We start from the raw sequence: 26,644 nt of genomic DNA, 5'->3' as shown, positions 1-26,644 counted from the left end.
ACCGGCCGCAACCCGCCACAACCCGTTACGACCCAAGGGGATTCCCATGACCGAGACCACCTCCGCCACCCCGGCCGGCACGCCCACCAAGGCCATCGCGTTCGACCGGTTCGGCGACGCGGACGTGCTGGGCCCCGTCGAGATCGAGCTGCCCGCCCCCGGCCCCGGCCAGGTGCGGATCGCGGTCCGCGCGGTGGGCGTCAACCCGCTGGACCACAAGCTGCGCAGCGGCGCCATGGCCGGTTTCTTCCCGGTCGTCTTCCCCGCCGTCCCCGGCTACGAACTGGCCGGCGTGGTGGAGGCGGTCGGTGCGGAGGTGGCCGGATTCGCCCCCGGCGACGAGGTGTTCGGCGCGCCGATGGGCGGCGGCTACGCCGAGCACGCCCTGGTGGACGCCGCGACGCTGGCCCACAAGCCCGCCACCCTCGGCTGGGCGGAGGCCGCGGCGATCCCGGTGGCGGCCGAGACCGCCGAGCGGGCCCTGGACGTCCTCGGCGTGCGGTCCGGCGAGACGCTGCTGGTGCACGGCGCGGCCGGTGGCGTCGGCACCGTGCTGCTGCAGTTCGCCCGGGCGCGCGGCATCACCGTCGTCGGCACCGCGAGCGAGGCCAACCACGCCCACCTGCGCGACCTGGGCGCGATCCCGGTCACCTACGGCGAGGGCCTGGCCGAGCGGGTGCGCGCGGCCGCCCCGGGCGGCCGGGTCGACCGGGTGCTGGACGCCGCCGGGCAGGGCGGAGTGCTGCCGCTGTCGATCGAACTGGCCGGCGACGCGCAGCGCGTGCTGACCATCGCCGACCCGATGGGCGCGCCCGAGCACGGCGTGCGCTTCACCGGCGGCATGGAGGGCGGCGAGCCGTACCACCAGCGCGCCTACGCCGCCGCGCTCGCCCTGCACGAGGCGGGCACCCTGCGGCTGCCGCTGCACCGGGTGCTCCCGCTGGCGGAGGCGGTCGAGGCGCACCGGCTCAGCGAGCACGGGCACCTGCGCGGCAAGATCGTCCTGACGGTGTGACCGGTCGATCGGCCGTCCGCACCTCAACCGCCTGTCGTGACACGTCACCTGACGGCCGGTCGATAGAGTCCGCCGCATGACGATTGCGAGCGCGACGGACGGCGGACGGCTGGCGGGGCGGACGGCCGTGGTCACGGGCGCGGCCAGCGGGATCGGCCGCGCCGTCGCGGAACGGTTCGTCCGCGAGGGCGCGTCGGTGGTCGCGACCGACATCGACGAGGCCGGGTTGGACCGGCTCGTCCGCCAACTCCCCGGCGCCGTCAGCACGGTGGTCGGCGACGTGGCCCGGGACGAGGACGCCCGCCGGATGGTCGAGGCGGCCGTCGAGCGGCACGGGCGGCTCGACGTGCTGGTGGCCAACGCCGGGGTCATCCCGCTGATGGAGATCACCGAGGCCACCGCCGAGGACTGGGACCGGGTGATGGCCGTCGACGGCCGCGGCATGTTCCTCACCTGCAAGTACGCCATCCGGGCGATGACCGCCCAGGACCGGCCGGGCGGCTCGATCGTCTGCCTGTCCTCCATCTCCGGCGAGGCCGGCCAGCGCGGCCAGGCGGTGTACGGGCCGGCCAAGTTCGTCGCCTCCGGGCTGACCAAGCACCTGGCCGTCGAGTGGGCGGACCGCGGCATCCGGGTCAACGCCGTCGCCCCCGGCACCACCGCCACCGAGCGGGTCGCCCGGCTGCGCGACGAACCCGGCGGGCCCGAGTACCTGGCGGCGATCGAGCGGCTGCACCCGATGCGGCGCCTCGGCGACCCGGCCGAGGTCGCGGCCGCCGTGCTGTTCCTCGCCTCGGACGAGGCGTCCTTCGTCACCGGCGTCGTCCTGCCGGTCGACGGCGGGTACCTCGCGCAGTAGGCGGGTGCCCGGCACACGCCGTGCGACCTGCGGAAATTCGCTGGCGCGGGGGCGCCCGGCCGTGCTGGAGTGAGCGGATGGATCACGACGACGTACTCGCCCTGTTCGACCGCCGGCTCCGACGCGACGCGCGGCCGGACAGCGGCAGCACCCGCATCGAGCGCGACGGTGCCGTCCTGCGCCAGGTCGGCGCCGCGCACGACTGGAACGGCGTCCTCTGGTCGGACCTGGACGAGGCGGGGGCGGACGAGGTGATCGCCGCGCAGGTGCGGTACTTCGCCGGGCTGGGCCTCGAGTTCGAGTGGAAGACCTACGGCCACGACCGGCCCGCCGACCTGGGCGAGCGGCTGCTGGCCGCCGGGTTCATCCCCGAGGACGAGCAGTCGGTGATGGTGGCGGACATCCGCGACCTGCCCACCGAGGTCGTGCTGCCCGAGGGCGTCCGGCTGGTCCCCGTCACCGACGCGGCCGGCGTCGACCTGATGGCCGAGGCCGCCGAGCAGGCCTTCGGCAAGCCCAACCCGGCCCAGCGGCAGCGGCTGCTCGACCAGCTCGCCCAGGGCTCCGAGACCGTCACCATGACCGTCGCGATGGCCGGCGACCGGCCGGTGTCCGCGGCGCGGATGGAGCTCGTCCCCGGCACCGAGTTCGCCGGCCTCTGGGGCGGCGGCACCGCGCCCGACTGGCGCGGGCGGGGCATCTACCGCGCCCTGGTCGCCCACCGCGCGCGGCTCGCCGCCGAGCTGGGCTACCGCTACCTCCAGGTCGACGCGAGCGACCAGAGCCGCCCCATCCTGCAGCGCCTCGGCTTCGCCCGGCTGACCACGACCACGCCGTACGTGCGGGGCGTGTCCTGACGGTTCCGGTGTGACCGCCCGCGCACCGTGCCCCCTGCCGATCGGCAGGGGGCACGGCGTTTTCGGCGCCGGGGTTGTGCCGATCGGTACATGTGCGGCGGGGGTGGCGGGGGTCATGGTGGGGGCACTGCACGGGGGCCGTCCGGGCTCCCGGGGGAGGAGACCTACCGTGTTCCGTACGTTCCGCTTGTTCCGCTGCGCCCGTTCCCGTGTCGTCGGCGTCGCTGTCGTCGGCTCCGCCGCCACCGGGGTCGCGCTGGCCGCGCTCGCCCGGTGGCGGGGGTCACACCGTGAGCGAGGCCCGAGCGTCCCCTGCCGTGGCCCTGACCGGGTCGGCCGTCCCCGTGAGCCGGCCGAGCCCGAAGCAGGTGCTGTGCCGCGTCCCGGTGTCGTGCGCGGCGGTCCGCACGAGCGCGTACTGGACGGGCACGGCGAGGGCCGCCACCGGCAGCACCAGGCAAAGCAGGGCGCGCCCCAGGCCGGACCGGCGCTTCGCCCGGTGCCGCAGGCCGGTGGCGAGCTGCCAGCCGCCCCAGCAGACCGCGCCGACGCCCAGCGCCACGCCCGCCCAGGCGAGCGGCAGCACGTACACGGCGGCGCCGGGGCTGTCGTGGCAGGTGCTCACCAGCGCGCGGACGTCGTCGTCCGCGACGAGCGTCGGCACCGCGCAGGCCCAGCCGAGGCAGGCGAGCAGCAGTGGGCCACCGGCCCCGCGGAACGCGCCGGTGGGTGCGTGGACGTGGTTCATGACTCCCCCTGGCCCAAGCGTTCCGGCCATGGCCGTTCCGACCATGATCGACATGGGCTCGGCCATGGTACCGGCGGTACCGGCACCGGCACTGCCTGCGTCGGCGTCGGCGTCGGCAGGAGGAGGTCGGCGGGCCGTGGGGAGCCGGCTGCCGGGTCATCCGGCCGCTCGCGCCCCGGTCCGCCCGGCGGAGCCGCCGGCCCCGGTGAGGTCCGAGAACGCCGCGAGGTCCGCGAGAGCGGCCGCCTCCCCGGGTTCCCCGGCGAAGGCCACCCCACCCCGGTGCAGCACGTACACGGCCGCCGCCCCGGCGAGGGTGCGGGGCAGCCCCTGCGCGGCCACCACGACCGTCCGCCCGGCGGCCGCACCGGCCAGCAGGTGCGCGTGCAGCCGGGCCGCGACAGCGGGGGCCAGGCCGCGCTCGGGCTCGTCGAGCAGCAGCAGGGTCGGCCGCGCCGCCAACGCCCCTCCGATCGCCACGAGTTGCTGCTGACCGCCGGAGAGCTCGCCGGCCCGGCGGGTCAGCAGCGGTGCCAGCTCGGGGAAGAGCTCCAGCACCTCCTCCCGGCCGCGCCCGGACCTGGCCAGCTCCAGGTTCTCGGCCACGGTCAGCGAACCGAACACCCCGCGCTCGGCCGGCACCAGGGCCAGCCCCCTGCGCACCCGCTGATGCACCGACAGCCCGCTCACGTCCCGGCCCTGCCACAGCACCCGGCCACCCGACAGCCGCACCACCCCCGCCAGCGCGTTCAGCGCGCTCGTCCGCCCGGCGCCGTTGCGGCCGAGCAGGACGGTCACCGCGCCGGCGGGGAAGGCGAGGTCGATCCCGTGGAGGGCCTCGAGGGGGCCGTAGCGGACGCGGACGGAGAGGAGGGCTGCTGCGGGTGGCACGGGGTGGTCACCTCCGGGGCTGGCGGCGGGAGTCAGGGGTGTCGTTCGCTGGGGCGGCCGGCCCGGCGTGCGCAGCGGAGGAGGTCATGTCCGGGCTCCCCAGGCACCGGCGACCCGGGGGTCGGTGAGGACGGCCGCGGTCGGGCCGGCGGCGACCAGCCGCCCCTGGGCCATGGCGTAGACGGTGTCGGCGAGTTCGGCGACCAGGCCGGCGTCGTGCTCGACCAGCAGCAGCGCCAGGCCGCGCTCGGCGAGGCCCCGGAGGACGGCGACCAGGCGGGAGGTCTGCGCCGCGTCGAGTCCGGCGGCCGGTTCGTCGAGGAGCAGGACGCAGGGGTCGGCGGCGAGGGCACGGGCGAGTTCGACCAGGCGCAGGGTGCCGGTGGGCTGGGAGCCGGCGGGCTCGGCGGCGACGTCCCGCAGGCCGAGCAGGTCCAGCGCCCGGGCGGTTTGTGCGGCAACCGCGCGCGGGTCGGTACGGCCCTGCCGGTGCTCGGCACCGACGCGCACGTTGTCGCCCACCGAGAGGGTGGGGAAGACGGCGATCTGCTGGAAGGTCCGCGCCAGCCCGAGCCGGACGCGCCGGTGGGCGGGCAGCCGGGTGACGTCCCGTCCGTTGAGCAGCACCCGTCCGGCGTCGGGGCGGGCGGTCCCGGCGAGGCAGTCGAAGAGGGTGCTCTTCCCGGCGCCGTTGGGCCCGATCAGCGCGGTGATCCGTCCGGCCCGGGCGGTCAGGTCCACTCCGGCGACGGCCTCGATGCCGCCGTACCGTCGTACGATCCCGCGCGCGGTGAGCCGGCCGTTCACCGCGCTGCTCCGGCAGGGCTCCCGGCTGCCGCCGTGCGGGCGGGGCGTTGCGCGGGCTGCCCGCGCTCCGCCCGCCCGGACGGGGTGGGTTCTGCGCCTGCCGGTGTCGCTCGGGGCGGGCCGTGCAGGTCGCCGCCGTGCGGGGTTCCCCCGGGCGGGAAGGCGTCGGCCGGGGCCGGGTTCATGGCTGACGCTCCCGCGCGAGCCGGGCGGTGATCGCGGCGCGGGCGCGCAGCCCGGCGGGGGAGAGTCGACCGGGTGGCAGGGGTGCGGCGGAAGCGGGGCCGCCGGCGCCGCCGGGCCGACGACTGGTCGGGAGGGCGGCGAGCCCCCCGGGCAGGCGCCCGATGGCCGTGGCGAGGACGCCGATGGCGACGGCCGAGACGCCCGCGACGGTGCCGGCGTCCAGGCCGATCAGCAGCGCGGCGGCGAGGACGGCGCCGAGCGCGCTGTCGGCCCCGACGACGACCACGGCCGCGAACCACAGCAGCCCCCGCACGGGGTCGAAGGAGGCCGCGTCGAAGGCCCGCCCGGCGAGCCCCGTCAGCCCGCCGCCGAGCGCGGCCAGCGCCGCGCCGACGACGAAGGCGAACAACTTCAGCCCGGGCACGTCGACGCCGGCCGCGACCGCGCCCGGCTCGTGGTCGCGCATCGCGGTCAGCGCCCGGCCGAGTCGCCCTCGGTGCAGGGCCCGGACGGCGAGCAGGCCGGCGCCGAGCAGCAGCAGTTCGGCGAGGTAGAAGGCGCGGTCTCCGGAGAGGAAGGACGGTCGTTCGAGGAGGAGCCCGGTGGTGGCGTACGGCTGCTCGAAGACGAACCGGCTCATCGCCGTCCCGACCGCGAAGGTGACCAGGGCGAGCGCCAGCCCGCGCCGCCGGATCGCGGGCCACCCGGTGAGCAGGCCGAGCGGCGCGGTGGCGAGGACGGCGAGCAGCAGTGCGGGCCCGGCGGGCAGCGCCGGCAGGCCGGGGACGCGGCCGGACATCAGCAGCGCGGTGCCGAGCGAGCCGAGGCCCGCGTACCCGGCCTGCCCGAGCGAGATCTGCCCGCCGTAGCCGGTCACCACGACGACGGACAGCAGCACCAGCGCGAGCGCGGGCACCAGCAGGGCGCTGCGCAGGTCGTTGCCCCGGAAGCCGAACGGCAGCAGGAGCAGCACCAGGCAGACCGTCCCGGCGAGCCGCCCCCGACCGCCATCCCCGGCCCCGTCTCTGCCCCCGCTCCCAATCCCGACGCCGAGCGGCCGGACGGCCAGCGGTGCGCTCACCGTCCGCTCCTCGCCGGTGATGCGCGGCCCGGCCAGCAGCGCGGTGGCGAGCAGCGCCACCACGAACAGGTTGGACTGCACGGCCTCGACGAGCGGCAGCAGCTGCCCGGCCGGGCGCAGCCGGGTCAGTTCGGCCTGGGCGATGCCGAGCCCGAGCCCGGTGGCGACGGCGACCGGGATGCTGCGCAGCCGGGCGGCGACGGCGACGGCCATCGTCTCCATCACCAGCAACGGCAGCCCGTACGGGTCGAGCAGCAGGTAGGGCGCGAGGGCGATGCCGACCAGCCCGGCGGTGAAGGTGCCGAACGCCCAGCCGGCGGCGGAGACCCGGTCGGCGTCGACGCCGGAGAGGGCGGCGAGGCGCCGGTCGTCGACGACGGCGCGCAACCGCAGGCCGAACCCGGTCCAGCGGGTGGTGGCGGCGACGGCCAGGCCGAGCACCAGGATGGCAACCAACTGGGCGACGGTGTCGGGCCGCAGGCCGTGCCGGCCGGGCAGCCGGATCGGCGCGCCGCCGAACGGTGAGGGGGCACCGGCCAGCGGCGCCGCGCCCCACAGCAGGACGGCGGCGCCGATGAGCAGCACGAACACTCCGAGCCCGGCGACCATGGTCTCGGCCGGTCCGGCCCCGCGCCGTTGCAGCGGCCGGTAGACCAGGACGTCCAGCAGCACGCCGAGGGCCGGGGCGACCACCAGCAGGCAGAGTGCGACGGCCGGCCACATCGGCCAGTGCCGCACCACCACGAGGTCCCGCAGCAGGTAGGCGACGGCCATGGCCTGGGCGCCCTGGGCGATGTTGAGCACGCCGGTGGCGCGGTGGCAGACGACCAGGCCGATGCCGCTGAGCGCGGCGGCGCTGCCCACGGTGAGCCCGGCGAGCGCGAGGTCGACGGTGAGCGGGTCGGGGGCGGCGGCGAGCACCGCGAGCGGGGCGGTGCCCGGGCCGGGAAGGACGGTCAGCACGGGAATCGCCGTTCAGCCGGTCGGCGGGGCGGGTTCGCCCGGACGGGTGGGCCGGCCCGGTCCGGTGGGCGGGTCGGACGGCGACGGCGTGCCGGACGCGCCGGGCGTACCGGGCGGGCCCTGCGCGGCGGGTTCGCAGAGCGGGCAGGGCGTCAGCTCCCGGGCCCGGACGGCTTCCTCGTCCACCGCGGCCGCCCGGGCCTTGCCGGCGACCAGTGGGCACTGCGGCCGGTGGTAGTGGGCGCCCTCGGGCACGGCGAGCCAGCCCTCCTCACCGGCCTCACCGGTCGCCCCTCTCGCACCGCCCGCACCTCCGGCATCGGCCGTACCGGCGTCGTCGTCGGCCGTGCCGTCCGCCGGTTCGACCAGCAGCTCGTAAAGCCGCGCCACCCGCCGGTCGGTCAGATCGCCTTCGGAGAAACCGCCCCCCGAGCGGCCGCCGCCCGGCCGCAGCGCGACGAGCACCGCGCCGGCCACGATCAGTGCCGCGCCCGGCACCGTGGACGAGGCCAGGTAGGGGATCTGCTGCTCGGCGTAACGCTCGCCGGAGACCCCGTACCAGCCGAGCACGGACAGCACGGCGCCGACCGCGAGCACGACCCAGCCGGCCCACTCCCGCCCGCCCCGAGCCGTCCGCAGGAACCGGGCGGCGCGCCGGGCGGGCGGCATCCGCGCGGCATTGCGGGCGGTTTCGCCGCCGGATTGCGATTCGTCCATGGATCCGCCTTCATGGTGTCACTTGAGACGTTTCCAGGATCGGCCTGGAACAGCATCCGGGACACCGCGCACGGGCCCCGCGCACATCGACCCCGCGCACACCGCCCGCGCACACCCGGGCGGCGCAGCCGAGAGGGAGCACAGACCATGCACGTGACGCGAAGCGGAACCCCCGCGGGCGGCGGCCCGGCCCTGCGGACGGTGAGCGCACTGCTCGCCCTGATGCTGGCGGGCTCGGCGGCCGCGTGCAGCAGCAGCAAGTCCAGCTCCTCGGCGAGTTCGAGCGCCAGCGCCAGCGCCAGTGCGAGCGCGAGTGCCAGTGCGAGTGCCAGTGCCAGCGCGAGTGCCAGCTCCGCGAGCGCGTCGGCGGGCGCCGCCAACTCCGTGCCCGCCGACCCGGCCGCCGCCAAGACGGAGATCACCACCAACTGGGAGAAGTTCTTCGACCCCAACACCCCCATCCCCGACAAGGCCAAGCTGCTCCAGGGCGGCGACGTGCTGCTCCCGGCGCTGCAGGGCTTCTCGCAGGACCCGCGGGTCGGCCAGGTGCAGGCGAAGGTCAGCGACGTCGGGTTCATCGACGCCGCTTCCGCGACGGTCACCTACTCGCTCTCCCTCCAGGGCAACGTGGTCGAGCCGAGCGCGACCGGCCAGGCCGTCCTCGACAACGGGACCTGGAAGGTCTCCCGCTCGACGCTGTGCGGCCTGCTCACCCAGGCGGCCGGCGCCAGCGGCACCCCGATCCCCGGATGCAGCTGACCACCGCCCGGCCCATCGTCAGACTCGTTCCCCGGTCGGTCGCCCGCGCTGCCGCCGGCCGGCCGGGGGCTCCGGCGGCGGCGCGCCCGGCAGTCGTCCCGGCAGTCGTCCCGGCAGTCCTCCCGGCCGTGCTCCTGGCCGTCCTGCTGGTCCTCACCGGCTGCGGCACCCGGCTGCCGGACGGCGCCTTCACCGTCCGGCCCCGCCCCACCCCCGGCGCCCCCACCAGCGCTCCCACCGGCTCCGCCTCCACCGGCAACCCGGCCTCCGACACCGGCGTCACCGCCGACGAGATCCGGATCGGCGTCGTCACCTCGCTCACCAGCCCGGTCGGCAGCGAGGTGTTCAGCGGGCCCCGCTACGGAGCGCAGGCGTTCTTCCAGGCCCTCAACGACCGCGGCGGCCTGCACGGGCGCACCGTCCGGCTGGTCACCTGCGACGACGGCGGCAGCGGCATCGGCAACCAGGACTGCGTCCACCGGCTGATCGACCAGGCGCACGTGTTCGCCTTCGTCAGCGGCAGCGTCCTCGACTACGCGGGCGCCGCCTACGTGAGCGGCAAGGCGGTGCCGGACGTCGGCGGCCAGCCGATCGGCACCGCGTACGACCGCTGGCCGCACCTGTACGGGATCTACGGCAGCGCCGCGCCGCGCGACGGCCGCTCGGTCGGCTGGAACGGCACGCTCTACCAGAGCACCGAGGTGTTCCGGTTCTTCAAGCAGCGCCTGGGCGCGGCCAGCGCCGCCGTGGTGGCTTACAACCAGGCCGACTCGGCCCGGTACGCCGCGCAGCTGAAGGCCGGGCTGGAGGCCGAGGGGTACCGGGTGCTGCTCCAGACGGTGGACTTCGCGCTGCCGAACTTCCAGGCGGTGGCCGCGGCCGTCCGGGCGGACGGCTCGCAGCTGCTCTTCGACGCCATGGACACCCGGGGCAACGCGGCGCTGTGCCGGGCGCTGGACGAGGCGGGGGTGCAGGTGGCCGCGAAGGTCACCAACGTGCAGAACTGGTCCGAGTCGGTGCGCACCGACTACGCCTCCTCGCCGAACTGCCGCAACGCGCTGTGGGCGACGTCGTCGAGCCTGAACTACGAGGACGAGCAGTACCGGGCGGTGCACGACTTCCGCGCCGCGATGGCCCGTTACCTCCCGGACCGCGCCGGCCGGCTGTCCGCCTGGGAGCTGGAGGGCTGGGCCGGGGCGCAGTGGCTGGCCGACGCGATGGGCTCCTGCGGCGCCGCGCTGACCCGGGCCTGCGTGGAGGCGTTCATGAACCGCGCCGAGCCGTACGACGCGCACGGCCTGATCCTGCCCGCCTCCTTCGTCCCGCAGCCGCCGCCCACCGGCCCGGTCCACGCCTGCCTGAACGCGGCCCGCTGGCAGGACTCCGCCCGGGGCGGCCAGGGCGGCTGGGTGACCCAGGTGCCGTCGATGACCACCACCTGCTTCGACGTCCCGCAGCTGCCGTACCGGCCGTGAGCGGCACTGGAAGGCCCTGAGCGGCCGTGAGCGGCCCTGACCGGCCCTGGGAGGCCCCGAGCCGCGCTGACCGGCGCTGACCGGTCGGCACCCGGCAGGTCAGCCGGTATCGGCCGGAGGCCGGGGCTGGGCCTGGGTCTGGGGCTGGGGCTGGGTTCGGGTCCTGAGCGGGAGACGGAAGCGGGACGCGCCGTCGTCCGGGAGCCGTTCCACCAGGACGATCGCGGCGTCGTCGTCCAGATGCCCGCCGACGTACCCGAGCAGGTCGCGGCGCAGGTGCTGCAGCAGGGCGGCCGGGCGGTCCCCGAGCCAGGCGGTGACGCGCTCCTCGAGCGGATAGAAGCGGCGCTGCGCGTTCCGGGCTTCGATCACGCCGTCGGTGTAGATCAGCAGGCGGTCGCCGGGGACGAACGGGAACACCTCCACCTCGTAGCGGGTCGGGGCGAGTTCGCCGAGCCCGAGCGGCGGGGCCGGCCGGCGGGCGGCGACGGTGGTGACGCCGTCCGGGCGCAGCAGCAGCGGGGGAGGGTGGCCGCAGTCGATCAGGCTCACCTCGGTGCCGTCGTCGGGGATGTCCAGCAGGACGGCGGTGATGAAGGACTCGCCGGTGTCCTCGCTGCTCGCCCCGACCACCTCGGGCGAGGGCGAGGGGAGCAGCCGGGCCTGGCGGGACTGCTCGGCGAGCTGGGCGAGGTCCCAGCTGACGCTGCCGTCCAGGTAGGCGGCCAGTTCGGGCAGCTCGGCGTGCAGGTGGGCGGCGGCCCGGAAGGCGCCGAGCAGCAGCGCGGCGTCGCCGAGCGAGGACAGGCCCTTGCCGCGGACGTCACCGACCAGCAGCCGGGTGCCGGTGGCGGTGCGCGCGGCCGCGTACAGGTCGCCGCCGACCTGCGCCTCGGCCTCGGCGGCCAGGTAGACCGAGGCGAGGTGCAACGGCCCGATCTGCTCCGGCAGCGGGCGCAGCAGCACCCGCTGGGCGGCCTCGGAGACGGTGCGGACCCGGGCCAGTTCGCGCTCGTGCCGGTCGCGCAGCACCCGCAGGCCGACGATCAGCACCGAGACGACGAGCTGCGCGCCCAGCTGGGTCTGGTGGTTGGCGGTGGTGAGGCCGTCCCGGGCCACCCCGATCACGGTGAGCGCGGCGATGGCGAGCAGCGCGACGGCCGCGGTGCCGCGGGCGCCGGCGAAGGAGGCGGTCAGGGCGGGGGCCACGATCAGCAGCGGGCCGAGGTGGATGTGCGGCGGGGAGAGGATGTCCACGACGGTGATCAGCACGATCAGCACGAGGACCAGGGCCGTCAGGACGCGGCGGTCGGGGAGCCAGGTGCGTCGGTGGTCGCGGGGGCGCTGCCGGAGGGGCACTCCTCCTCTGTACACCGTCCGGACGGTGGGGCGCATTCCGGGCGGCCCGCGCGGGCGGGTGCCGGGCGCGCCCGGGCATTCGGGGCATTCGGGGCGGCCGAGGCATCCCGGGGGCGGGCGTCGGGCGGGCGGCCGGGCGGTGCGCCGGGGTCAGCGCGGGGTCAGCCCTCGGCGCCGTACCGCGCCAGGTAGGCGGCGAAGCGGGCGACGTCCTCGTCGGACCAGTCGGTGAACCGGGCGGTGAAGGCCTGACGGCGCTGCTCGTTGGCGTCCCGCAGCAGGGTCAGCCCGGCGTCGGTGGCGCGCAGGATCTGGCCGCGCTGGTCGTCCGGGTCGGCCTCGCGGGCCAGCAGGCCGAGCTTCTCCAGGGCGCCGACCTGCCGGCTGACGGTCGACTTGTCGAGCATGAAGTACGCCGCGACGTCGGCGGCCCGGCTGCCGCCGCGCTCGGTGATCAGGTCGAGGATGCTGTAGGTGACCAGCGAGAGGTCGGGGTGCAGCTGGGAGGCCTTGTGCCGGGCACGGCGGGCGAAGGCGGTCAGCTCGCGCTGGATGGTGTCGATGGACGACTCGCGGCCGGGCACGGCGTTCCTACCTCCTCGGAATTTGTTGCACTATACAACAGATCCGCCCGGTGTGGCGCCCGGCCCCCGAGGCCCCGGTCCTGGTTCCGGTCCCGGTCCCGGTCCCGGTCTCGGTCCCGGTCCTGGATCCGTTTCCGGTCCCGTGGCCCGCCAGGCCCGGGCGGCGGCGATCCGGCGCGCCGTACTCGGGTGAGTGGCGAACAGTAGCTCAAGCAGCCTCGGCGGGTCGACATCGGCGACGTTCGCCACCGCCAGTCTGCGCTGCATCGCGACGAACTGCTCGACGTCCCCGGTCAGTTCGAGGGCGTGCCGGTCCGCCCGCGCCTCGATCCGGCGGCTCACCGCGCACTGGGCCGGCCCCGACAGTGTCCCCAGCAGCACCGCCAGCGCGGCCAGCAGCGGCAGCGCCCGCGGATCCGCCGCGTCCGCGGCGCCGGCCGCGTCCAGCAGCGGCCGCCAGGCCGACAGCAGCCCGAGCAGGGCCACGGCGGCGGCCGCGCCCACCGCCCCCAGCGCCGTGCCGGTCGGCACGTCCCGGTGCTTGACGTGCCCCAGCTCGTGCGCCACCACCAGCTCCACCTCGCGCGGCTCCGCCGTCGACAGCAGCGTGTCGTACGCGACGATCCGGCGGGTCGAGCCGAAGCCGGAGACGTACGCGTTGAGCGCACTGGTCCGCCGGGAGGCGTCCGCCACCAGGACCTCCGCCACCCGCACCCCGTCCCGCTCGGCGAGCCCCAGCAGCGCGCCGCGCAGCTCGCCCGGCGGCATCGGGGTGAAGCGGTTGAACACCGGCTCGATCAGCAGGGGGTGCAGGAAGGACAGCGCCACGGTCAGCAGAGCCGCCGCGCCCGCCGCCGGCACCCACCACCGCGAGGGCGACCACCCGGTCAGCGCGAACAGCCCCAGCGCCAGCGGCAGGAACAGTCCGAGGGCGAGCGCCAGCCCGCGCAGCTCGTCCACCGCCCAGCCGCCCCACCCCTGCGTCACCAGGCCGAACCGGGCCCGCACCGCCCGCACCCGCGCACCGAACGGCAGCTGCAGCGCCTGCCCGAGCAGCACCAGCGCGGCCGCGCCCGCCAGCACCTCGGCGGCCCAGGAGCCGCCGAACCACCCGCCGGCCGCCGACACCAGGCCGGCCCCGGCCGACGTCAGGCCCAGGACGAGGCTGAGCGCCAGCCCCGCGGCCCGGCCGGCGAGCACCCACGGCACCTGTGCCCGGCGCAGTGCCCGCCCCCGGGCGCGCTCGGCGGGCGTGAAGTCGGGAGCGGGGGGCGGGGCTGCTCCGTCGCTTCCGTCGCTGGCATCCATGCTCGGCGCGCGCCTCCTCCTGGCGATCCGGTGCGTCGAGCCCCATCATCGCGCTCCCGGACTCGCGCCCGCCCCCTCGTTACTGCTTGACAGGGTGCGTAATACTGTAACGCGCGCGGCCCGGCACCCGTCGTGGCGTGGTCGGACGCGGCCGTGGGCACGGCCGGACGCGACCCTGACGCGTCCGGCCGCACCAACGCCGGCGTCAGCGCTGGGTCCGGCGCGCGCCCCCTCCCAGCAGTTCGGAGCACGACATGCATCCCTTCCTCGACCACCCGGGGCCGCTCGCGTTCGCGCACCGGGGCGGCGACCTCGGGCACCCCGAGAACTCGCTCGCCGCGTTCGAGGCGGCCGTCGCGCTCGGGTACCGCTACCTGGAGACGGACGTGCACGCCACCCGCGACGGGGTGCTGGTCGCCTTCCACGACACCCGGCTCGACCGGGTCACCGACCGCGGCGGTGCCGTCGCCGAGCTGCCCTGGGAGAGCGTCCGGCAGGCCCGGATCGGCGGCACCGAGCCCGTGCCGTTGCTGGAGGACCTGCTGGGCGCGTTCCCCGCCGCCCGCTTCAACATCGACGTCAAGGCGGCGCCCGCCGTCGCGCCGCTGGTCGAGACGATCCGCCGGACGAACGCCTGGGACCGGGTCTGCGTCGGCGGCTTCTCCGACTCCCGGCTCGCCGCCGTCCGCGCCGCCGCCGGCCCCCGGCTGGCCACCTCGCTCGGCCCGCGGGAGGTCGCCCGGCTGCGGCTGCGCTCCCTGGCCGGGCCGCTGCTGCCCGCGCGCGGGCCGTCCATCGGCGGGGCGCCGTACGCCGGGGTGTGCGCCCAGGTGCCGGAGCGGCACAAGGGCGTGCGGGTCGTCGACCGGGCCTTCGTCCGGGCCGCGCACCGCCTCGGCCTGCAGGTTCACGTGTGGACTGTGGACGATGCCACACGGATCAGGACTCTCCTCGACCTGGGTGTGGATGGCATCATGGCCGATCGCATCGACGTCCTGCGGGACGTCCTCGGCGAGCGCGGCTGCTGGACCGACGGCAGCGCCTAGGAGCCAGGAGCCCCATGAGCACCACGGACCACCTGCCGGACCACGCGCCGGACCACGTCCCGGACCGTCCGGCGACCGCCACCGACGACGCCGCCCGCGCCCTGCGCCGGATGCAGTTCGGCTGGTACATCAACGACTGGGCCAACGCCGCCTTCTCGGCGACCGTCCTGACGGTGTTCCTCGGGCCGTACCTCACCGAGATCGCCAAGAACGCCGCCGACGCGGCCGGCGACGTCCACCCGCTGGGCCTGTCCATCCGCGCAGGATCGTTCTTCCCGTACACGGTCTCCTTCTCCGTGCTGATATCGGTCGCGGCGATGCTGCTGACCGGCACCGTCGCGGACCGCACCGGGCGGCACAAGGAGCTGATGTGCGGCTTCGCGTACGTCGGCGCGCTCGCCACCATGGGGATGTTCTTCCTCGACGGCGACCGCTACCTGCTCGGCGGCGCGCTGCTGGTCGTCGCCAACATCTCGTACGCGGTGTCGGTGGCACTCTCCTACGCCTACCTCCCCGGCCTCGCCGCCCCCGACGAGCGCGACGCCGTCTCCTCCAAGGGCTGGGCCTACGGCTACGCGGGCGGCGGGCTGCTGCTGATCGCCAACCTGGCGCTGTTCCAGGGGCACGAGGCGCTCGGCCTGTCCTCCGGCACCGCCGTGCGGATCTGCCTCGCCTCGGCCGGCCTGTGGTGGGCGCTGTTCACCCTCGTCCCGCTGTTCCGGCTGCCGTCCAGAGCCGGCGCGGCGCCCGCCCGCACCGAGGCCGCCGCCGCGTCCGACCGGCCCGCCGCCGGCAGCAGCCTGCGCGAACTCGGCCGCACCCTGCGCAGCATGCGCGAGCACCCGCTCACCCTGCTCTACCTGGGTGCTTTCCTCCTCTACAACGACGGCATCCAGACCGTCGTCTCGCAGGCCTCGCTCTACGGCAGCGAGGAGCTCGGCATGGACCAGACCTCCCTGGTCACCGCCGTCCTCCTGGTCCAGATCGTGGCGATCGGCGGCGCGCTGCTGCTCGGCCGGATCGCCCGCCGTCACGGCGCCAAGCGCACCATCCTCGGCTCGCTGGTCGGCTGGGTGATCACCCTCGCCCTCGGCTACTTCATGCCCGCCCACCAGCCCGCCTGGTTCTACGCCCTCGCCTGCATGATCGGCCTGGTGCTCGGCGGCAGCCAGGCGCTCTCCCGCTCGCTGTTCTCCCACCTCATCCCGGCCGGCCGGGAGGCGGAGTACTTCAGCCTCTACAAGATCAGTGACCGCGGCACCAGCTGGATGGGCCCGCTGGTCTTCGGCATGGCGTACGAGATCACCGGTAGCTACCGCTCGGCGATCATTTCGCTGCTGGTGTTCTTCGTGATCGGGTTCGCCGCGCTGGCGAAGGTCCCGGTGCGCCGCGCCATCGAGGCGGTCGGCAACCCCGTCCCCGAGCGGCTGTAGCCCCGTCGCCCGATCATCCGGCCCGGCCGCGGCTCACCCCGCCTCGGCCGGGCCGGCGGCGTTCCGGCAGGTCACTCGGTCTCGGCCGATCGCCGGTCACTCCGTCTGGGCCCGTCACTCCGTCTGGGCCGGTCACTCCGTCTCGGCCGGGCCGGTGGCGTCCCGGACGCCGGCGCGCAGCAGCTGGTGGCCGAGGTCGACCAGGGCGCGGCCGACCGCGAAGTCGTCGCCGACCGCCGGGGCCGGGGCGTCGTGCGGATTGCGGCGGGCCAGGGTGTCGCTGTGCAGGACGTCGCCGTCCGCGTCGAGGACGGCGTGCACCCGGGTGGTGTCCTCGTCCTCGACCACGTGCAGGCTCAGCTGCCAGTCCTTCGTGCGGGCGACGGCCCCGGCCGTTGCTCCTGCGGCCGTTGCTCCTGCGGCCGTCGCTTCTGCGACCGTCGTGGCCCCGGCAGTCGCGGCCGCCGTGCCGTCCGCGCGGACGATCACTACCGGGCAGGCGCCGTGCACCGCGCAGCGGGTGCTGACCGAGCCCAGCAGCGTCCGGGCGAAGGTGCCGCGGCCCCGGCTGCCCAGCACCAGCAGGTCGGCGTCCTCGGCCGCCTCCAGCAGCACCTCGGCGGCGTGGCCGAGCACCAGGCTCTCCCGGACCTCCACCGGCCGGTCCGGGCCCACCACCTCGTCCACCTCGGTGGTCAGCGTGCGCAGCGCGGTCCGCTCGAAGCCGTCGTCCACCATCGGCGCGAACCACCCGTACAGCGACGGGTACTCCCAGGCCGCCACCGCGTGCACCGTCGCGCCGGTCAGCGCGGCCTGGCCGACCGCCCAGCGCAGCGCCGCTTTCGAGGGCGCCGAGCCGTCGATCCCGACCACGATCCGGCGGGCCCGGCCGGGGGCGGGTCGCTCGCTGTCCATCACGCACCACCTCCGGTGCCGCCGTGCCGCCGTGGCGTTGTGCCGTCGTGGCCGCCGTGGCGTTCCGCCGTCGTGCCGCTGCCGTGTTCCGCGCCCTCCTCCACGCTGCGCGCGCCCGGGCCCGTCGCGCCAGGGACGCGGTGGCCGGGTCGGGCGGGCGGACCGGGACGCGTTGGCCCGTTTCTGCATCCATTCGCGGCGATTTGCGTTCGATTGTGAACGGACTGTTGCTGAGGTGGACCGAATCGGTGCGGAAGCGGTGGCGTAGGCTGACCGTTCTTGTGCCGAACCCGGGGGGAACCAGTCATGCGCCGTGCCGCGGCCGCCGTCGCGCTGTTCGTCGGACTGAGCGCCGTCGCCGCCTGCGGGCCCGACGACCCGGCCCCGGCCAAGCCCGCCGCCCAGGGCGCGGCGCCCGGCACCGGGAGCCCGGCCGCCGCCGCACCCACCGGTCCGGATGCGGCGCCCGGCTCGGCCCAGACCCCGCTCCCCGCCAAGACCGGCCGCCCGCCCCGGCCGGACGGCACCATCACCGTCGCCTTCGCCGGCGACGTCCACTTCGAGGGCCGCACCGAGCCCCGGCTCGCCGTCAAGGCGCCCGAGCCGGCGCTCGGCCCGATCGCGAGCACCCTCGCCGGCGCCGACCTCTCCGTGCTCAACCTGGAGACCGCGATCACCGGGCGCGGCGCGCCGGAACCCAAGACGTACACCTTCCGCACCTCACCCAAGGCGCTGTCCGTCCTCAAGGACTCCGGCGTCGACATCGTCTCGATGGCCAACAACCACGCCGTCGACTTCGGTCCGGACGGCCTCGCCGACACCCTCGCCGCCAAGGACTCCTCGCCCATCCCCGTGATCGGCGTCGGCCACAACGCCAAGGAGGCCTACGCCCCGTACGTCACCACCGTGCGCGGCGTGAAGGTCGCGGTGGTCGCCGCCAGCCAGGTCGAGGACATCACCAACCAGAAGTGGCGGGCCGGCGCCGACAAGCCCGGCATCGCCTCCGCGCTCGACGTCCCCGCACTGGTCAAGGCCGTCGAGACGGCCAAGCAGCAGGCGCCCGTCGTGCTCGTCTACCTGCACTGGGGCGAGGAGGGCAAGGCCTGCCCCACCAGCGCGCAGACCGCCGTCGCCAAGAAGCTCGCCGGCGTCGGCGCCACCGCGGTCGTCGGCACCCACGCGCACACCATGGTCGGCTCCGGCATGCTCGGCAACACCTACATCGGGTACGGCTTCGGCAACTTCCTCTGGTACGGCACCTCCAACTACGCCAACTCCAACGAGACCGGCGTCACCACGCTCACCATCACCCCGGACGGCAAGGTGAAGGGCGAGGCCTTCGCCCCGGCGACGATCGACGACAAGGGCATACCCCAGCCGGTCACCGGCGCCACGGCGGCCGCCGCGCTCAAGCGCCGCGACGGACTGCGCGGCTGCGCCGGGCTCACCCCGCCGCCGGCCGCGGGCTGAGGCCTCGCCGGGGCGGGGTATCAGGGGTTCCAGGGCAGGTTTCAGGGCGGGTTCAGGGCGGGTTTCAGGGCGGGTTTCAGGGCGGGGCCGCGGCAGCGTCGCGGCCCCGCCCTTTCGCATGTCCGGGTGGAGGCGGCGGCCGGTTCGTGGGCTCGGTCGGGGAGGGGAGGCCGAGTTGACGCTCGCACAGACTCTCGGCGTAGGCGAACGAATGTGTTAGGTTAGCCTTGCCTAATCTTGCTGGTCGGAGGGGATGTCCTGTGCAGCGATCCGAATTCGACGGTGCCGTCGCGATGGTCACCGGAGCGGGCCAGGGCATCGGCGCGGCCGTCGCCCGGGCGCTGGCCGCCGAGGGCGCCGTCGTCGCCGCCGTCGACCGCAACCCCGGCCCGCTCGCCGCCCTCGCGGCGGACTCCCCGGCCGTGCGGCCGTACGCCCTGGACGTCACCGACTCCCAAGCCGTCGACGAGACAGTCGACTTGATCGAACGTCAACTCGGGCCGCTGGCTGTTCTGGTGAACGTCGCGGGAATCCTGCGCACCGCACCCGTCGTCGAACTCGCCGACGAGGACTGGGCGGAGACCTTCGCGGTCAACGCCACCGGCGTCTTCCACGCCAGCCGAGCGGTCGGCCGCCGGATGGCCGCCCGAGGCGCCGGCGCGATGGTGACCGTCGGCTCCAACGCCGCCGGCGTGCCGCGCGCCGGAATGGCCGCCTACGCGGCGTCCAAGGCGGCGGCCACCATGTTCACCCGCTGCCTCGGCCTCGAACTCGCCCGCTCCGGCGTGCGCTGCAACATCGTCTCGCCCGGCTCCACCGACACCGAGATGCAACGCGCCCTGTGGGGAGCGGACCCCGAAGCCGCCGAACGCCGGGTGATCGACGGCGACCCGGGAGCCTGGCGGGTCGGCATCCCGCTCGGGCGGATCGCCGCACCCGCCGACATCGCCGACGCGGTCCTCTTCCTCGCCTCCGACCGGGCGCGGCACATCACCATGCACGACCTGTACGTCGACGGCGGCGCCACCCTGCGCGCCTGACGCCGTCCCACCCCGGCGCCGTCCCCCGGCGTCGATTCCCGGTGCCAACTCCCGGCCCCGGCCCCGGCATCACCCCCCCGGCATCACCCCAGGCATCACCCCCCCCGACGCCGCCCCCAGATCCGTCCCAGACTGGAGAATCCACCGTGACCACGGTGCACCACGCCCCGGCGGGGACGCCCGCCGCCGCCCCGGCAGGCCCGCCCGCCCACGCCCCCGACCAGGCCGTCATCGGCGCCGCCAGTGGCCTGCTCGGCCAGTACCGGGCCGCCACCGACGAAGCCTTCTTCGCCTCCCCGACCCGCACCCTGCTCACCAGCGGCGCGCACGCCCGGGTGCCGCAGGACGCCCGACCGCTCGCCCAGCGGGTCGCCCACGCCCTGGCCGAAGCCGAGGCCAATGCCGAGGCTCGTGCCGACGCCAAGGCCGAGGCCGGTACCCGCAGCGCCGACTCCCGGCGGCCGCTGGTCGTCGGTGCGGTCGCCTTCGACCACGACCGCCGCGCCGAACTCGTCGTCCCCGCCCTCGTCCGCACCGCCGGCGCCCTGCGCGACGACCCGCTGATCGCGCTCCCCGCGCCGCCCGCCGACCGGGTGGACTGGCAGCTGCGCCCCGTCCCCGCGCCGGAGGCGTACGGCGCGGGCGTCGCCGCCGCCGTCGAACGGCTGCGCGGCGGCGAGTTGAGCAAGGTCGTGCTCGCCCGCACGCTGGAACTCACCGCCGACCGCCCGCTCGACCTGCCCGCCGTCCTCCAGCGGCTCGCCCGCCGCGACCCGGGCGGCTACACCTTCGCCGTCCCCGCCGGCCCCGGCCGCACCCTGATCGGCGCCAGCCCCGAACTACTGCTCTCCCGCCGGGGAACAGCCGTCCTCGCCAACCCGTTGGCCGGCTCGGTGCCCCGCAGCGACGACCTCGGCGAAGACGTCCGCCGCGCCGCCGCCCTGCTGGAATCGCCCAAGGACCTGCACGAGCACGCCGTCGTCGTCGACGCCATCCGCACCGCGCTCGCGCCGCACTGCCGCACCCTGGACGTGCCCGAACGGCCCACCCTGGTCCGCACCGCCGCCATGTGGCACCTGGCCACCACGATCAGCGGCGAACTCGCCGACCCGGCCGTCACCGCCCTCGACCTCGCCACCGCCCTGCACCCCACCCCGGCGGTCTGCGGCACCCCCACCGACCTCGCCCGCCGGGTCATCGGCGAGGTGGAGCCCTTCGACCGGGGCCTGTACACCGGCATGGTCGGCTGGCAGGACGCCGCCGGCGACGGAGAGTGGGTCGTCACCATCCGCTGCGCCGAGGCCGAACAGCGCACGCTGCGGGTGTACGCGGGCGCCGGCGTCGTCGACCGCTCCCGACCCGAGGCCGAACTGGCCGAGACCAGCGCCAAGTTCCGCACCTTCCTGGACGCGGCGGGGGTGCCGCGATGACGCAGCCGTACACGACTACGCCGGACACGGGCACGCCGGACACGAACACGCCGCACATGGGCACGCCGTACACGGGCGCGCCGGACACGGAGGACGGGAGCATGCAGGACCGGGCCGTGCCGGACGGATTCACCCCCTACCCCGCCGAGTTCGCCGAACGCTACCGCGCCGCCGGGTACTGGCGCGGCGAGACCTTCGGGCGGATGCTGCGCGAACGCGCCGCCGCGCACGGCGAGCGGATCGCCGTCGTCGACCCCGGCGGCGCCTCCGGCCCGCCCGGCCGGGAACCGCGGGAACGGCGCTGGACGTACGCCGAACTCGACCGCCGCGCCGACCGGATGGCCGCCGGCCTGCTCGCCCGCGGCATCGGCCCCGGCGACCGCGTCGTCGTCCAACTGCCCAACACCGCCGAGTTCTTCGAGGTCGTCTTCGCCCTCTTCCGGATCGGCGCGCTCCCCGTCTTCGCCCTGCCCGCCCACCGCCACGCCGAGATCGGCCACTTCTGCGCCTTCACCGGCGCGGCCGGCTACATCGTCGCCGACCTCGCCGGCGGCTACGACTACCGCGAACTCGCCTCCCGCGTACGGGCCGAAAACCCGGCGCTGCGCCTGATCGCGGTGGCGGGAGACGACCCGGGGGAGCACGTCCGGCTCGCCGACATACCCTGCGACGGCCCGGGACCGGAGCGCGAACCCGAGCCCGGCGACGTCGCCTTCCTCCAACTCTCCGGCGGCAGCACCGGCGTGCCGAAGCTGATCCCGCGCACCCACGACGACTACATCTACTCGCTGCGCGGCTCGGTCGAGCTGTGCGCACTGGACGAGCACGCCGTCTACCTGTGCGTGCTGCCCGCCGCCCACAACTTCCCGCTCAGCTCCCCGGGTTCGCTCGGCACCCTGTACGCCGGCGGCCGCGTGGTGCTCTGCCCGCAGCCCGGGCCGGAGACGGCGTTCCCGCTGATCGGGCGCGAAGGCGTCACGGTCACCGGCCTCGTGCCGCCGCTCGCCCTGCTCTGGCTGGACGCCGCCGAACGCGGCCCGCACCGCCTCGACACCCTGCGCGTCCTGCTGGTCGGCGGCGCCAAGTTCAGCGCGGAAGCCGCCCGCAGGGTGCGCCCGGTGCTCGGCTGCACCCTGCAGCAGGTCTTCGGGATGGCTGAGGGCCTGGTCAACTACACCCGGCTGGACGACCCGGAGGAGCTGATCACCACCACCCAGGGCCGGCCGATCTCCCCCGACGACGAGGTCCGGGTCGTCGACGACCACGACCGGGACCTCCCGGACGGCACCACCGGGCACCTGCTCACCCGCGGCCCGTACACCATCCGCGGCTACTGGAACGCCCCCGCCCACAACGCCAACTCCTTCACCGCGGACGGGTTCTACCGCACCGGCGACCTCGTCCGCCGCCTGCCGAGCGGCCACCTGGTCGTGGAGGGGCGGGCCAAGGACCAGATCAACCGCGGCGGCGAGAAGGTCGCCGCAGAGGAGATCGAGAACCACCTGCTCGCCCATCCCGCCGTGCACGACGCCGCCGTGGTGTCGATGCCCGACCCGTACCTCGGCGAGCGCACCTGCGCCTACGTCGTGCTGCGCGCCGAACACCGAGAACAGCCGCCCAAGACCGTTGAGTTGAAGCGCTTCGTGCGCGGGCGCGGACTGGCCGAGTACAAGGTGCCGGACCGGGTCGAGTTCGTCGAGGCGTTCCCCGCCACCGGCATCGGCAAGGTCAGCAAGAAGGACCTGCGCGCCGCCATCGCGGCCGCCGTGCCCGCCACCACCCACTGAAGCACCCCGAAACCGAAGGAATCACCGCCGTGGGCCTGCCCCGCATCCCCTCCTATCCCATGCCCGCCGCCGACGAACTGCCCGCCAACCGGGTCCCCTGGACGGTCGACCCGGCGCGCGCCGTCCTGCTCGTGCACGACCTGCAGAACCACTTCCTGGACGCCTTCGCCGCCGAGGCCGCGCCCCTCACCGAACTCCTCGGCAACGTCGACCGGTTGGCGAAGGCCGCGCGCGCCGCCGGCATTCCGGTGGTGTACTCGGCGCAGCCCGGCGGGCAGAGTCCGGCCGAGCGCGGGCTCCAACAGGACTTCTGGGGGCCCGGCATCCCCGACGACCCGCGCGCCACCGCGATCGCGGACGCCGTCGCCCCCGAGGCCGGCGACACGCTGCTCACCAAGTGGAAGTACAGCGCCTTCGTGCGCACCGAGTTGGCGCGGCTGCTGGCCGAGCAGGGCCGGGACCAGCTGGTGATCACCGGCGTGTACGCGCACATCGGCGTCCAGGCCACCGCCTGCGACGCCTGGATGCGGGACGTCCCCGCCTTCGTGGTCGCCGACGCGGTCGCCGACTTCGGGCCGCAGGAGCACCGCGCCGCACTCGCCTGGGTGGCGGGCCGCTGCGGGGCCGTCGCCACGACGGCACAGGTGCTCGAAGCCCTCGGCGTGACGAACGCGGCTGCGGAGGTGGGGAAGTGACGGGCGCCGGCTTCACGGTGGAACGGATCCGGGCCGAGGTCGCCGACCTGCTCGGCGAGGACCCGGCGGACATCCCGGTGGACGAGAACCTGGCCGACTGGGGCCTGGACTCCATCAGGCTGATGACGCTCGCCGAGCGGTGGCGGGCGGAGGGCGCCGAGGTCGCGTTCATCCAGCTCGCCGAACGCCCGGCGGTCGAGGCCTGGGCCGAGCTGCTGGGCGCGGCCTGATGGCCGCCGTCGTGCGGGAGGACGTCCGGTGGGAGGCCCCGCCGGACGTCGAGCGGGAGAGTCGGCGGGACGGTCGGCGGGGTGGCCCACGGGACGTCCTGCTGGCGGTGCGCACAGCGGCCGGCCAGGTGCGCCCGAACCCGCCGACCACGGTGATCGGACCGATCGAGGCCCAGGCGGCCCGCACGCCCGACGCGCCCGCGCTGCTGCTCGCGGGCGGCGCCGTGGTCCGGTACCGGGAGCTGAACGCCTCAGCCAACCGGCTGGCGCGCGCCCTCACGGCGCGCGGGGCCCGGCCGGGCGCGGTGGTCGGCCTGGGCGAGCTGCGGCAGCCGGGATTGCTGCTGACAGCATTGCTAGCGGTCGTCAAGTCCGGCGCCGCGTACTTGCCGCTCGACCCGGCGGACGCGCCCGGACGCCGCGAGCGGCTGCTCGCGGAGAACGCGCCGGTGTGTGTGCTGGGGGAGGGCGTGCCCGGGGCGCTGGCCGACCTGGCGGCGGACGGCGAACTGGCCACCGACCCGCCCCGGGCGCTCACCCCGCAGCACCTGCTGTGCGTCGGGTACGGCCCGGGCGGACGCCCGGCGGCCGTGCGGCTCACCCACGGCGAGGCCGACCGCCGGGTGCGCGAGCTACAGGCCGCGCACCCGCTCGGCCCGGGCGACCGGGTGCTGCAACTGGGGCTGCCGCTCTGGGAGTTCCTGTGGCCGCTGCGCACCGGCGCGGCCGTGGTGCTGGCCGACCCGCAGCGGCCCGGCGATGTCGCCGGGCTGGTCCGGGAACGGGGCGTGACGGCGCTGCGGGTCGCACCGGGGGCGCTGCCCGGCGGGTGACGGCGGACGGCGGACGCCCGTGGCGCCGCCCGGCGCCCGGCGCCCGGCGAACAACGTTCAGCGAACAACTTTCAACCGACAACTTTCAGCGAACAGATTTCAGCTGACAGATGATGAAAGTTGAAAGCTGTTCGCTGAAAGTTGTCAGCTGTCAGCCGTCGCCCCGTCCCCTCCCCGCCCCCTTTCCGCCCGCCGCCAGGTCCACCGCCGTCCACGCCATCCCCACCGCGCCGTCCAGCAGCGCGCGTTCCGCCTCCGCCCCGATCGCCGCCGCGGCGAACGCCGCCTCGTGCGGCGCGCAGGCGCCTCCGCTGATGTCCAGCACCGGGTGGATGGCGGGCACCGCGTGCGAGACGTTCCCCATGTCCGTGCAGGCGAAGGGCGCCCGCTCGACCGGCTCCGGCCGTCCGAGCGCCGCCGCGTTGGCCTGCCACAGGGCCAGCAGGCCGGGGTCGGAGCGCATGTCGAGGTAGTCCGGTTCGGGCCGGTCGAGCGTCACCTCGCAGCCGGTGGCGAGCGCCCCGGCGCGGAAGCAGTCCTCGACCCGGGTCCGCAGCTCCGCCAGGTCCTCGGCGGCGCGGGCGCGGATCTCGTACTCGGCGCTCGCGCTGTCGGGGATCACGTTCGGCGCCGTCCCGGCGGCGGTGGTGATGCCGTGCACCCGCCAGTGCGGCGGGAGTTGCTGGCGCAGCAGCCCGAGCGCGACCTGGGCGACGGTGAGCGCGTCGGCCGCGTTGCGCCCTTCGTGCGGGTTGAGGCTGGGATGGGCCGCCCGCCCGGTGTACCGGACGGACAGGGTGCCGAGCGCGAAGGAGCGGAAGTCGGCGACCTCGACCGGGCAGGGGTGGACCATCATCGCCGCGTCCACCCCCTCGAACGCGCCCGCCTCGAGCAGCAGCGCCTTTCCGGCGCCGCGTTCCTCGGCGGGCGCGCCGATCACCCGGACGGTGAGCCCGAGCCGGTCCGCGTCCGGGGCGAGGCCGAGGGCGGCTCCGACGCCGGCGGCGGCGATCAGGTTGTGGCCGCAGGCGTGTCCGAGGCCGGGCAGCGCGTCGTACTCGCAGACCAGGGCGACGGTGCGCGGCCCGCTGCCGATCCGCGCGTCGAAGGAGGTGGCCAGGCCGTACGCGGGCGCGGTGACGGCGAAGCCGTGGGCGCGCAGGAGTTCGGCGCACCAGGCGGCCGCGCGGTGCTCCTCGAAGGCGGTCTCGGGGTGGGCGTGGATGCGGCGGCTGAGGGCGAGCAGGTCCTCGCGGTGCGCGTGGACGCGGGCGCGGACGGCCTGCTTGGTGGCCTGCTCGGATGCTGGCTCGGCGGTGTGGGGCTGCGGGGAGTCGGGCACGGGCGGGGTCCTCCCGGAGTGTCAGGGGCCTCTCGTCGAGGACCCGTTGACCGGATCATATGAAGTTAGATTAGGCTAACCTAAGTAAGACGTTCCGTTCACGGAGCGACCCTGCGGACCCCGCGTCGGACCCCCGAGGAGCACCCCGAACCATGCCCGCCGTCGACACCCAGGCCGCCGACGTCCCGCTGCTCTCCGCCCAGGCCGCCATCTGGTACGCCCAGGCGCTCGACCCCGCCAGCCCGGTCTACAACACCGGCGACGCCGTGGAGATCACCGGCCCGCTCGACGAGGAACTGTTCGAACAGGCCCTGCGGCAGGCCGTCGACGAGGCCGAGGCGCTGAACACCGTCGTCGTCACCGGCCCGGACGGCACCCCGCACCAGCGGCCCCGCCCCGCCGGGCACTGGCCGCTGCACCGCCTCGATCTGCGCACCGCCGCCGACCCGGACGCCGAGGCAGAGGCCTGGATGCGCGCCGACCTCGCCCGCCCGGCCGACCTCACCGCGGGCCCGCTGTTCACCCACGCGCTCGTCCGCCTCGCCGACGACCGCCGCCTCTGGTACCGCCGCATCCACCATCTCGCCGTCGACGCCTACGCGTTGACCCTCCTCGGCGAACGCGTCGCCGCCCTCTACACCGCCCACGCCACCGGCACCGAGCCCACCCCCCGACCCTTCGCCACCCTCGCCGAGGCCGCCGCCGAAGAGGCCGCCTACCGGGCCGGCGACGAGTACCGGGCCGACCGCGCCCACTGGTCCGCCCGCCTGGCCGGCGCCGACGCCCCCGCCCCCCTCCCCGGCACCCCCAGCAC

The 26,644-nt window shown here is 75.7% G+C and carries 25 protein-coding genes and 1 pseudogene; 15 read left to right on the top strand and 11 right to left on the bottom strand.

The annotated features are described in order from the left end of the window. Window positions 1–46 precede the first annotated feature (46 nt). From VM95_RS20750 to VM95_RS20740, 3 genes are all read left to right on the top strand, one after another. Window positions 47–1,015: a quinone oxidoreductase family protein gene (locus VM95_RS20750; RefSeq protein WP_045699042.1), complete on the top strand. Its 969-nt coding sequence runs from the start codon at window positions 47–49 to the stop codon at window positions 1,013–1,015. 76 nt (window positions 1,016–1,091) lie between these two features. After that, on the top strand, window positions 1,092–1,874 hold the full coding sequence (locus tag VM95_RS20745) for an SDR family NAD(P)-dependent oxidoreductase (RefSeq protein WP_045699040.1): 783 nt from the start codon (window positions 1,092–1,094) through the stop codon (window positions 1,872–1,874). Window positions 1,875–1,951: 77 nt separating this feature from the next. Continuing rightward, on the top strand, window positions 1,952–2,731 hold the full coding sequence (locus tag VM95_RS20740; protein WP_045699038.1) for a GNAT family N-acetyltransferase: 780 nt from the start codon (window positions 1,952–1,954) through the stop codon (window positions 2,729–2,731). Window positions 2,732–3,014: 283 nt separating this feature from the next. Here the strand turns inward: VM95_RS20740 and VM95_RS20735 are convergent, their stop codons facing one another. From VM95_RS20735 to VM95_RS20720, 5 genes are all read right to left on the bottom strand, one after another. Next, window positions 3,015–3,479, bottom strand: a complete 465-nt coding sequence (locus tag VM95_RS20735) for a hypothetical protein (RefSeq protein WP_045699036.1) — start codon at window positions 3,477–3,479, stop codon at window positions 3,015–3,017. Between the two features lie 156 nt (window positions 3,480–3,635). Beyond that, window positions 3,636–4,370, bottom strand: coding sequence for an ABC transporter ATP-binding protein (locus VM95_RS20730; RefSeq protein ID WP_063773536.1), 735 nt, complete (start codon window positions 4,368–4,370; stop codon window positions 3,636–3,638). Window positions 4,371–4,454: 84 nt separating this feature from the next. Beyond that, the gene (locus tag VM95_RS45525) at window positions 4,455–5,177 is read right to left on the bottom strand and encodes an ATP-binding cassette domain-containing protein (protein ID WP_167352941.1); all 723 of its coding nucleotides are present in this window, start codon (window positions 5,175–5,177) and stop codon (window positions 4,455–4,457) included. A gap of 181 nt (window positions 5,178–5,358) precedes the next feature. Further along, complete coding sequence (locus VM95_RS20725; protein ID WP_341846025.1) at window positions 5,359–7,407, bottom strand: branched-chain amino acid ABC transporter permease; 2,049 nt, start codon at window positions 7,405–7,407, stop codon at window positions 5,359–5,361. Window positions 7,408–7,419: 12 nt separating this feature from the next. Then, window positions 7,420–8,124, bottom strand: a complete 705-nt coding sequence (locus VM95_RS20720; RefSeq protein ID WP_341846024.1) for a hypothetical protein — start codon at window positions 8,122–8,124, stop codon at window positions 7,420–7,422. A gap of 147 nt (window positions 8,125–8,271) precedes the next feature. On the opposite strand from VM95_RS20720, the gene VM95_RS42680 reads away from it, so the two are divergent. Continuing rightward, complete coding sequence (locus tag VM95_RS42680) at window positions 8,272–8,883, top strand: MTB12 C-terminal domain-containing protein (protein ID WP_045699033.1); 612 nt, start codon at window positions 8,272–8,274, stop codon at window positions 8,881–8,883. After that, window positions 8,874–10,358, top strand: a complete 1,485-nt coding sequence (locus VM95_RS20710; RefSeq protein WP_078860264.1) for an ABC transporter substrate-binding protein — start codon at window positions 8,874–8,876, stop codon at window positions 10,356–10,358. Before VM95_RS42680 ends, VM95_RS20710 begins: the two co-directional genes overlap by 10 nt. Before the next feature lie 99 nt (window positions 10,359–10,457). Here the strand turns inward: VM95_RS20710 and VM95_RS20705 are convergent, their stop codons facing one another. From VM95_RS20705 to VM95_RS20695, 3 genes are all read right to left on the bottom strand, one after another. Beyond that, a complete protein-coding gene (locus tag VM95_RS20705) occupies window positions 10,458–11,717 on the bottom strand; it encodes a PP2C family protein-serine/threonine phosphatase (RefSeq protein ID WP_063773535.1) in 1,260 nt (419 codons plus the stop codon). A gap of 161 nt (window positions 11,718–11,878) precedes the next feature. After that, window positions 11,879–12,301, bottom strand: a complete 423-nt coding sequence (locus tag VM95_RS20700; protein ID WP_045699031.1) for a MarR family winged helix-turn-helix transcriptional regulator — start codon at window positions 12,299–12,301, stop codon at window positions 11,879–11,881. Between the two features lie 30 nt (window positions 12,302–12,331). After that, a complete protein-coding gene (locus VM95_RS20695; protein ID WP_078860260.1) occupies window positions 12,332–13,609 on the bottom strand; it encodes a M48 family metalloprotease in 1,278 nt (425 codons plus the stop codon). 254 nt (window positions 13,610–13,863) lie between these two features. Between VM95_RS20695 and VM95_RS20690 the strand changes: the two genes are divergently transcribed. Both VM95_RS20690 and VM95_RS20685 read left to right on the top strand, forming a co-directional pair. Then, the gene (locus VM95_RS20690) at window positions 13,864–14,655 is read left to right on the top strand and encodes a glycerophosphodiester phosphodiesterase family protein (RefSeq protein WP_045699029.1); all 792 of its coding nucleotides are present in this window, start codon (window positions 13,864–13,866) and stop codon (window positions 14,653–14,655) included. A 14-nt stretch (window positions 14,656–14,669) separates the two neighbouring features. Further along, window positions 14,670–16,088: an MFS transporter gene (locus VM95_RS20685; protein ID WP_078860258.1), complete on the top strand. Its 1,419-nt coding sequence runs from the start codon at window positions 14,670–14,672 to the stop codon at window positions 16,086–16,088. Between the two features lie 132 nt (window positions 16,089–16,220). Here VM95_RS20685 and VM95_RS45665 read toward each other — a convergent pair whose 3' ends face one another. Together VM95_RS45665 and VM95_RS45660 are read right to left on the bottom strand one after the other, a co-directional pair. Further along, the gene (locus tag VM95_RS45665) at window positions 16,221–16,577 is read right to left on the bottom strand and encodes a dsRBD fold-containing protein (RefSeq protein WP_279616840.1); all 357 of its coding nucleotides are present in this window, start codon (window positions 16,575–16,577) and stop codon (window positions 16,221–16,223) included. Continuing rightward, a pseudogene (locus VM95_RS45660) lies at window positions 16,563–17,003 on the bottom strand (universal stress protein); the annotation flags it as partial. The pseudogene VM95_RS45660 and the gene VM95_RS45665, both read right to left, overlap by 15 nt. Window positions 17,004–17,309: 306 nt before the next feature. Between VM95_RS45660 and VM95_RS20675 the strand changes: the two are divergent. From VM95_RS20675 to VM95_RS20645, 7 genes are all read left to right on the top strand, one after another. Next, window positions 17,310–18,473 (top strand): CapA family protein, encoded by a 1,164-nt coding sequence (locus VM95_RS20675; protein WP_045699028.1) that lies wholly within the window; start codon window positions 17,310–17,312, stop codon window positions 18,471–18,473. Between the two features lie 260 nt (window positions 18,474–18,733). Then, complete coding sequence (locus tag VM95_RS20670) at window positions 18,734–19,513, top strand: 2,3-dihydro-2,3-dihydroxybenzoate dehydrogenase (RefSeq protein WP_107073027.1); 780 nt, start codon at window positions 18,734–18,736, stop codon at window positions 19,511–19,513. A gap of 146 nt (window positions 19,514–19,659) precedes the next feature. Beyond that, the gene (locus VM95_RS20665) at window positions 19,660–20,943 is read left to right on the top strand and encodes an isochorismate synthase (protein WP_425265335.1); all 1,284 of its coding nucleotides are present in this window, start codon (window positions 19,660–19,662) and stop codon (window positions 20,941–20,943) included. A 101-nt stretch (window positions 20,944–21,044) separates the two neighbouring features. Next, window positions 21,045–22,730, top strand: coding sequence for a (2,3-dihydroxybenzoyl)adenylate synthase (locus VM95_RS20660; protein WP_045699104.1), 1,686 nt, complete (start codon window positions 21,045–21,047; stop codon window positions 22,728–22,730). A 29-nt stretch (window positions 22,731–22,759) separates the two neighbouring features. Continuing rightward, the gene (locus tag VM95_RS20655) at window positions 22,760–23,425 is read left to right on the top strand and encodes an isochorismatase family protein (RefSeq protein WP_045699022.1); all 666 of its coding nucleotides are present in this window, start codon (window positions 22,760–22,762) and stop codon (window positions 23,423–23,425) included. Then, a complete protein-coding gene (locus VM95_RS20650) occupies window positions 23,422–23,655 on the top strand; it encodes a phosphopantetheine-binding protein (protein WP_045699020.1) in 234 nt (77 codons plus the stop codon). Before VM95_RS20655 ends, VM95_RS20650 begins: the two co-directional genes overlap by 4 nt. Further along, complete coding sequence (locus VM95_RS20645) at window positions 23,655–24,488, top strand: AMP-binding protein (protein WP_045699019.1); 834 nt, start codon at window positions 23,655–23,657, stop codon at window positions 24,486–24,488. The genes VM95_RS20650 and VM95_RS20645 overlap by 1 nt, the downstream gene beginning before the upstream one ends. A gap of 151 nt (window positions 24,489–24,639) precedes the next feature. On the opposite strand, the gene VM95_RS20640 is transcribed toward VM95_RS20645, so the two are convergent. Further along, window positions 24,640–25,830: an amidohydrolase gene (locus tag VM95_RS20640; RefSeq protein WP_045699017.1), complete on the bottom strand. Its 1,191-nt coding sequence runs from the start codon at window positions 25,828–25,830 to the stop codon at window positions 24,640–24,642. Window positions 25,831–25,982: 152 nt separating this feature from the next. Here VM95_RS20640 and VM95_RS20635 point away from each other — a divergent pair. After that, a partial coding sequence (locus tag VM95_RS20635; protein WP_045699015.1) for a condensation domain-containing protein occupies window positions 25,983–26,644 on the top strand: 662 nt, incomplete at its 3' end.

The sequence above is a fragment of the Streptomyces rubellomurinus genome, assembly GCF_000961885.1.
GTDB lineage: Bacteria > Actinomycetota > Actinomycetes > Streptomycetales > Streptomycetaceae > Kitasatospora > Kitasatospora rubellomurina.
Note: the sequence above shows the minus strand (reverse complement) of the source record. Positions and strands in the feature narration are given on the sequence as shown.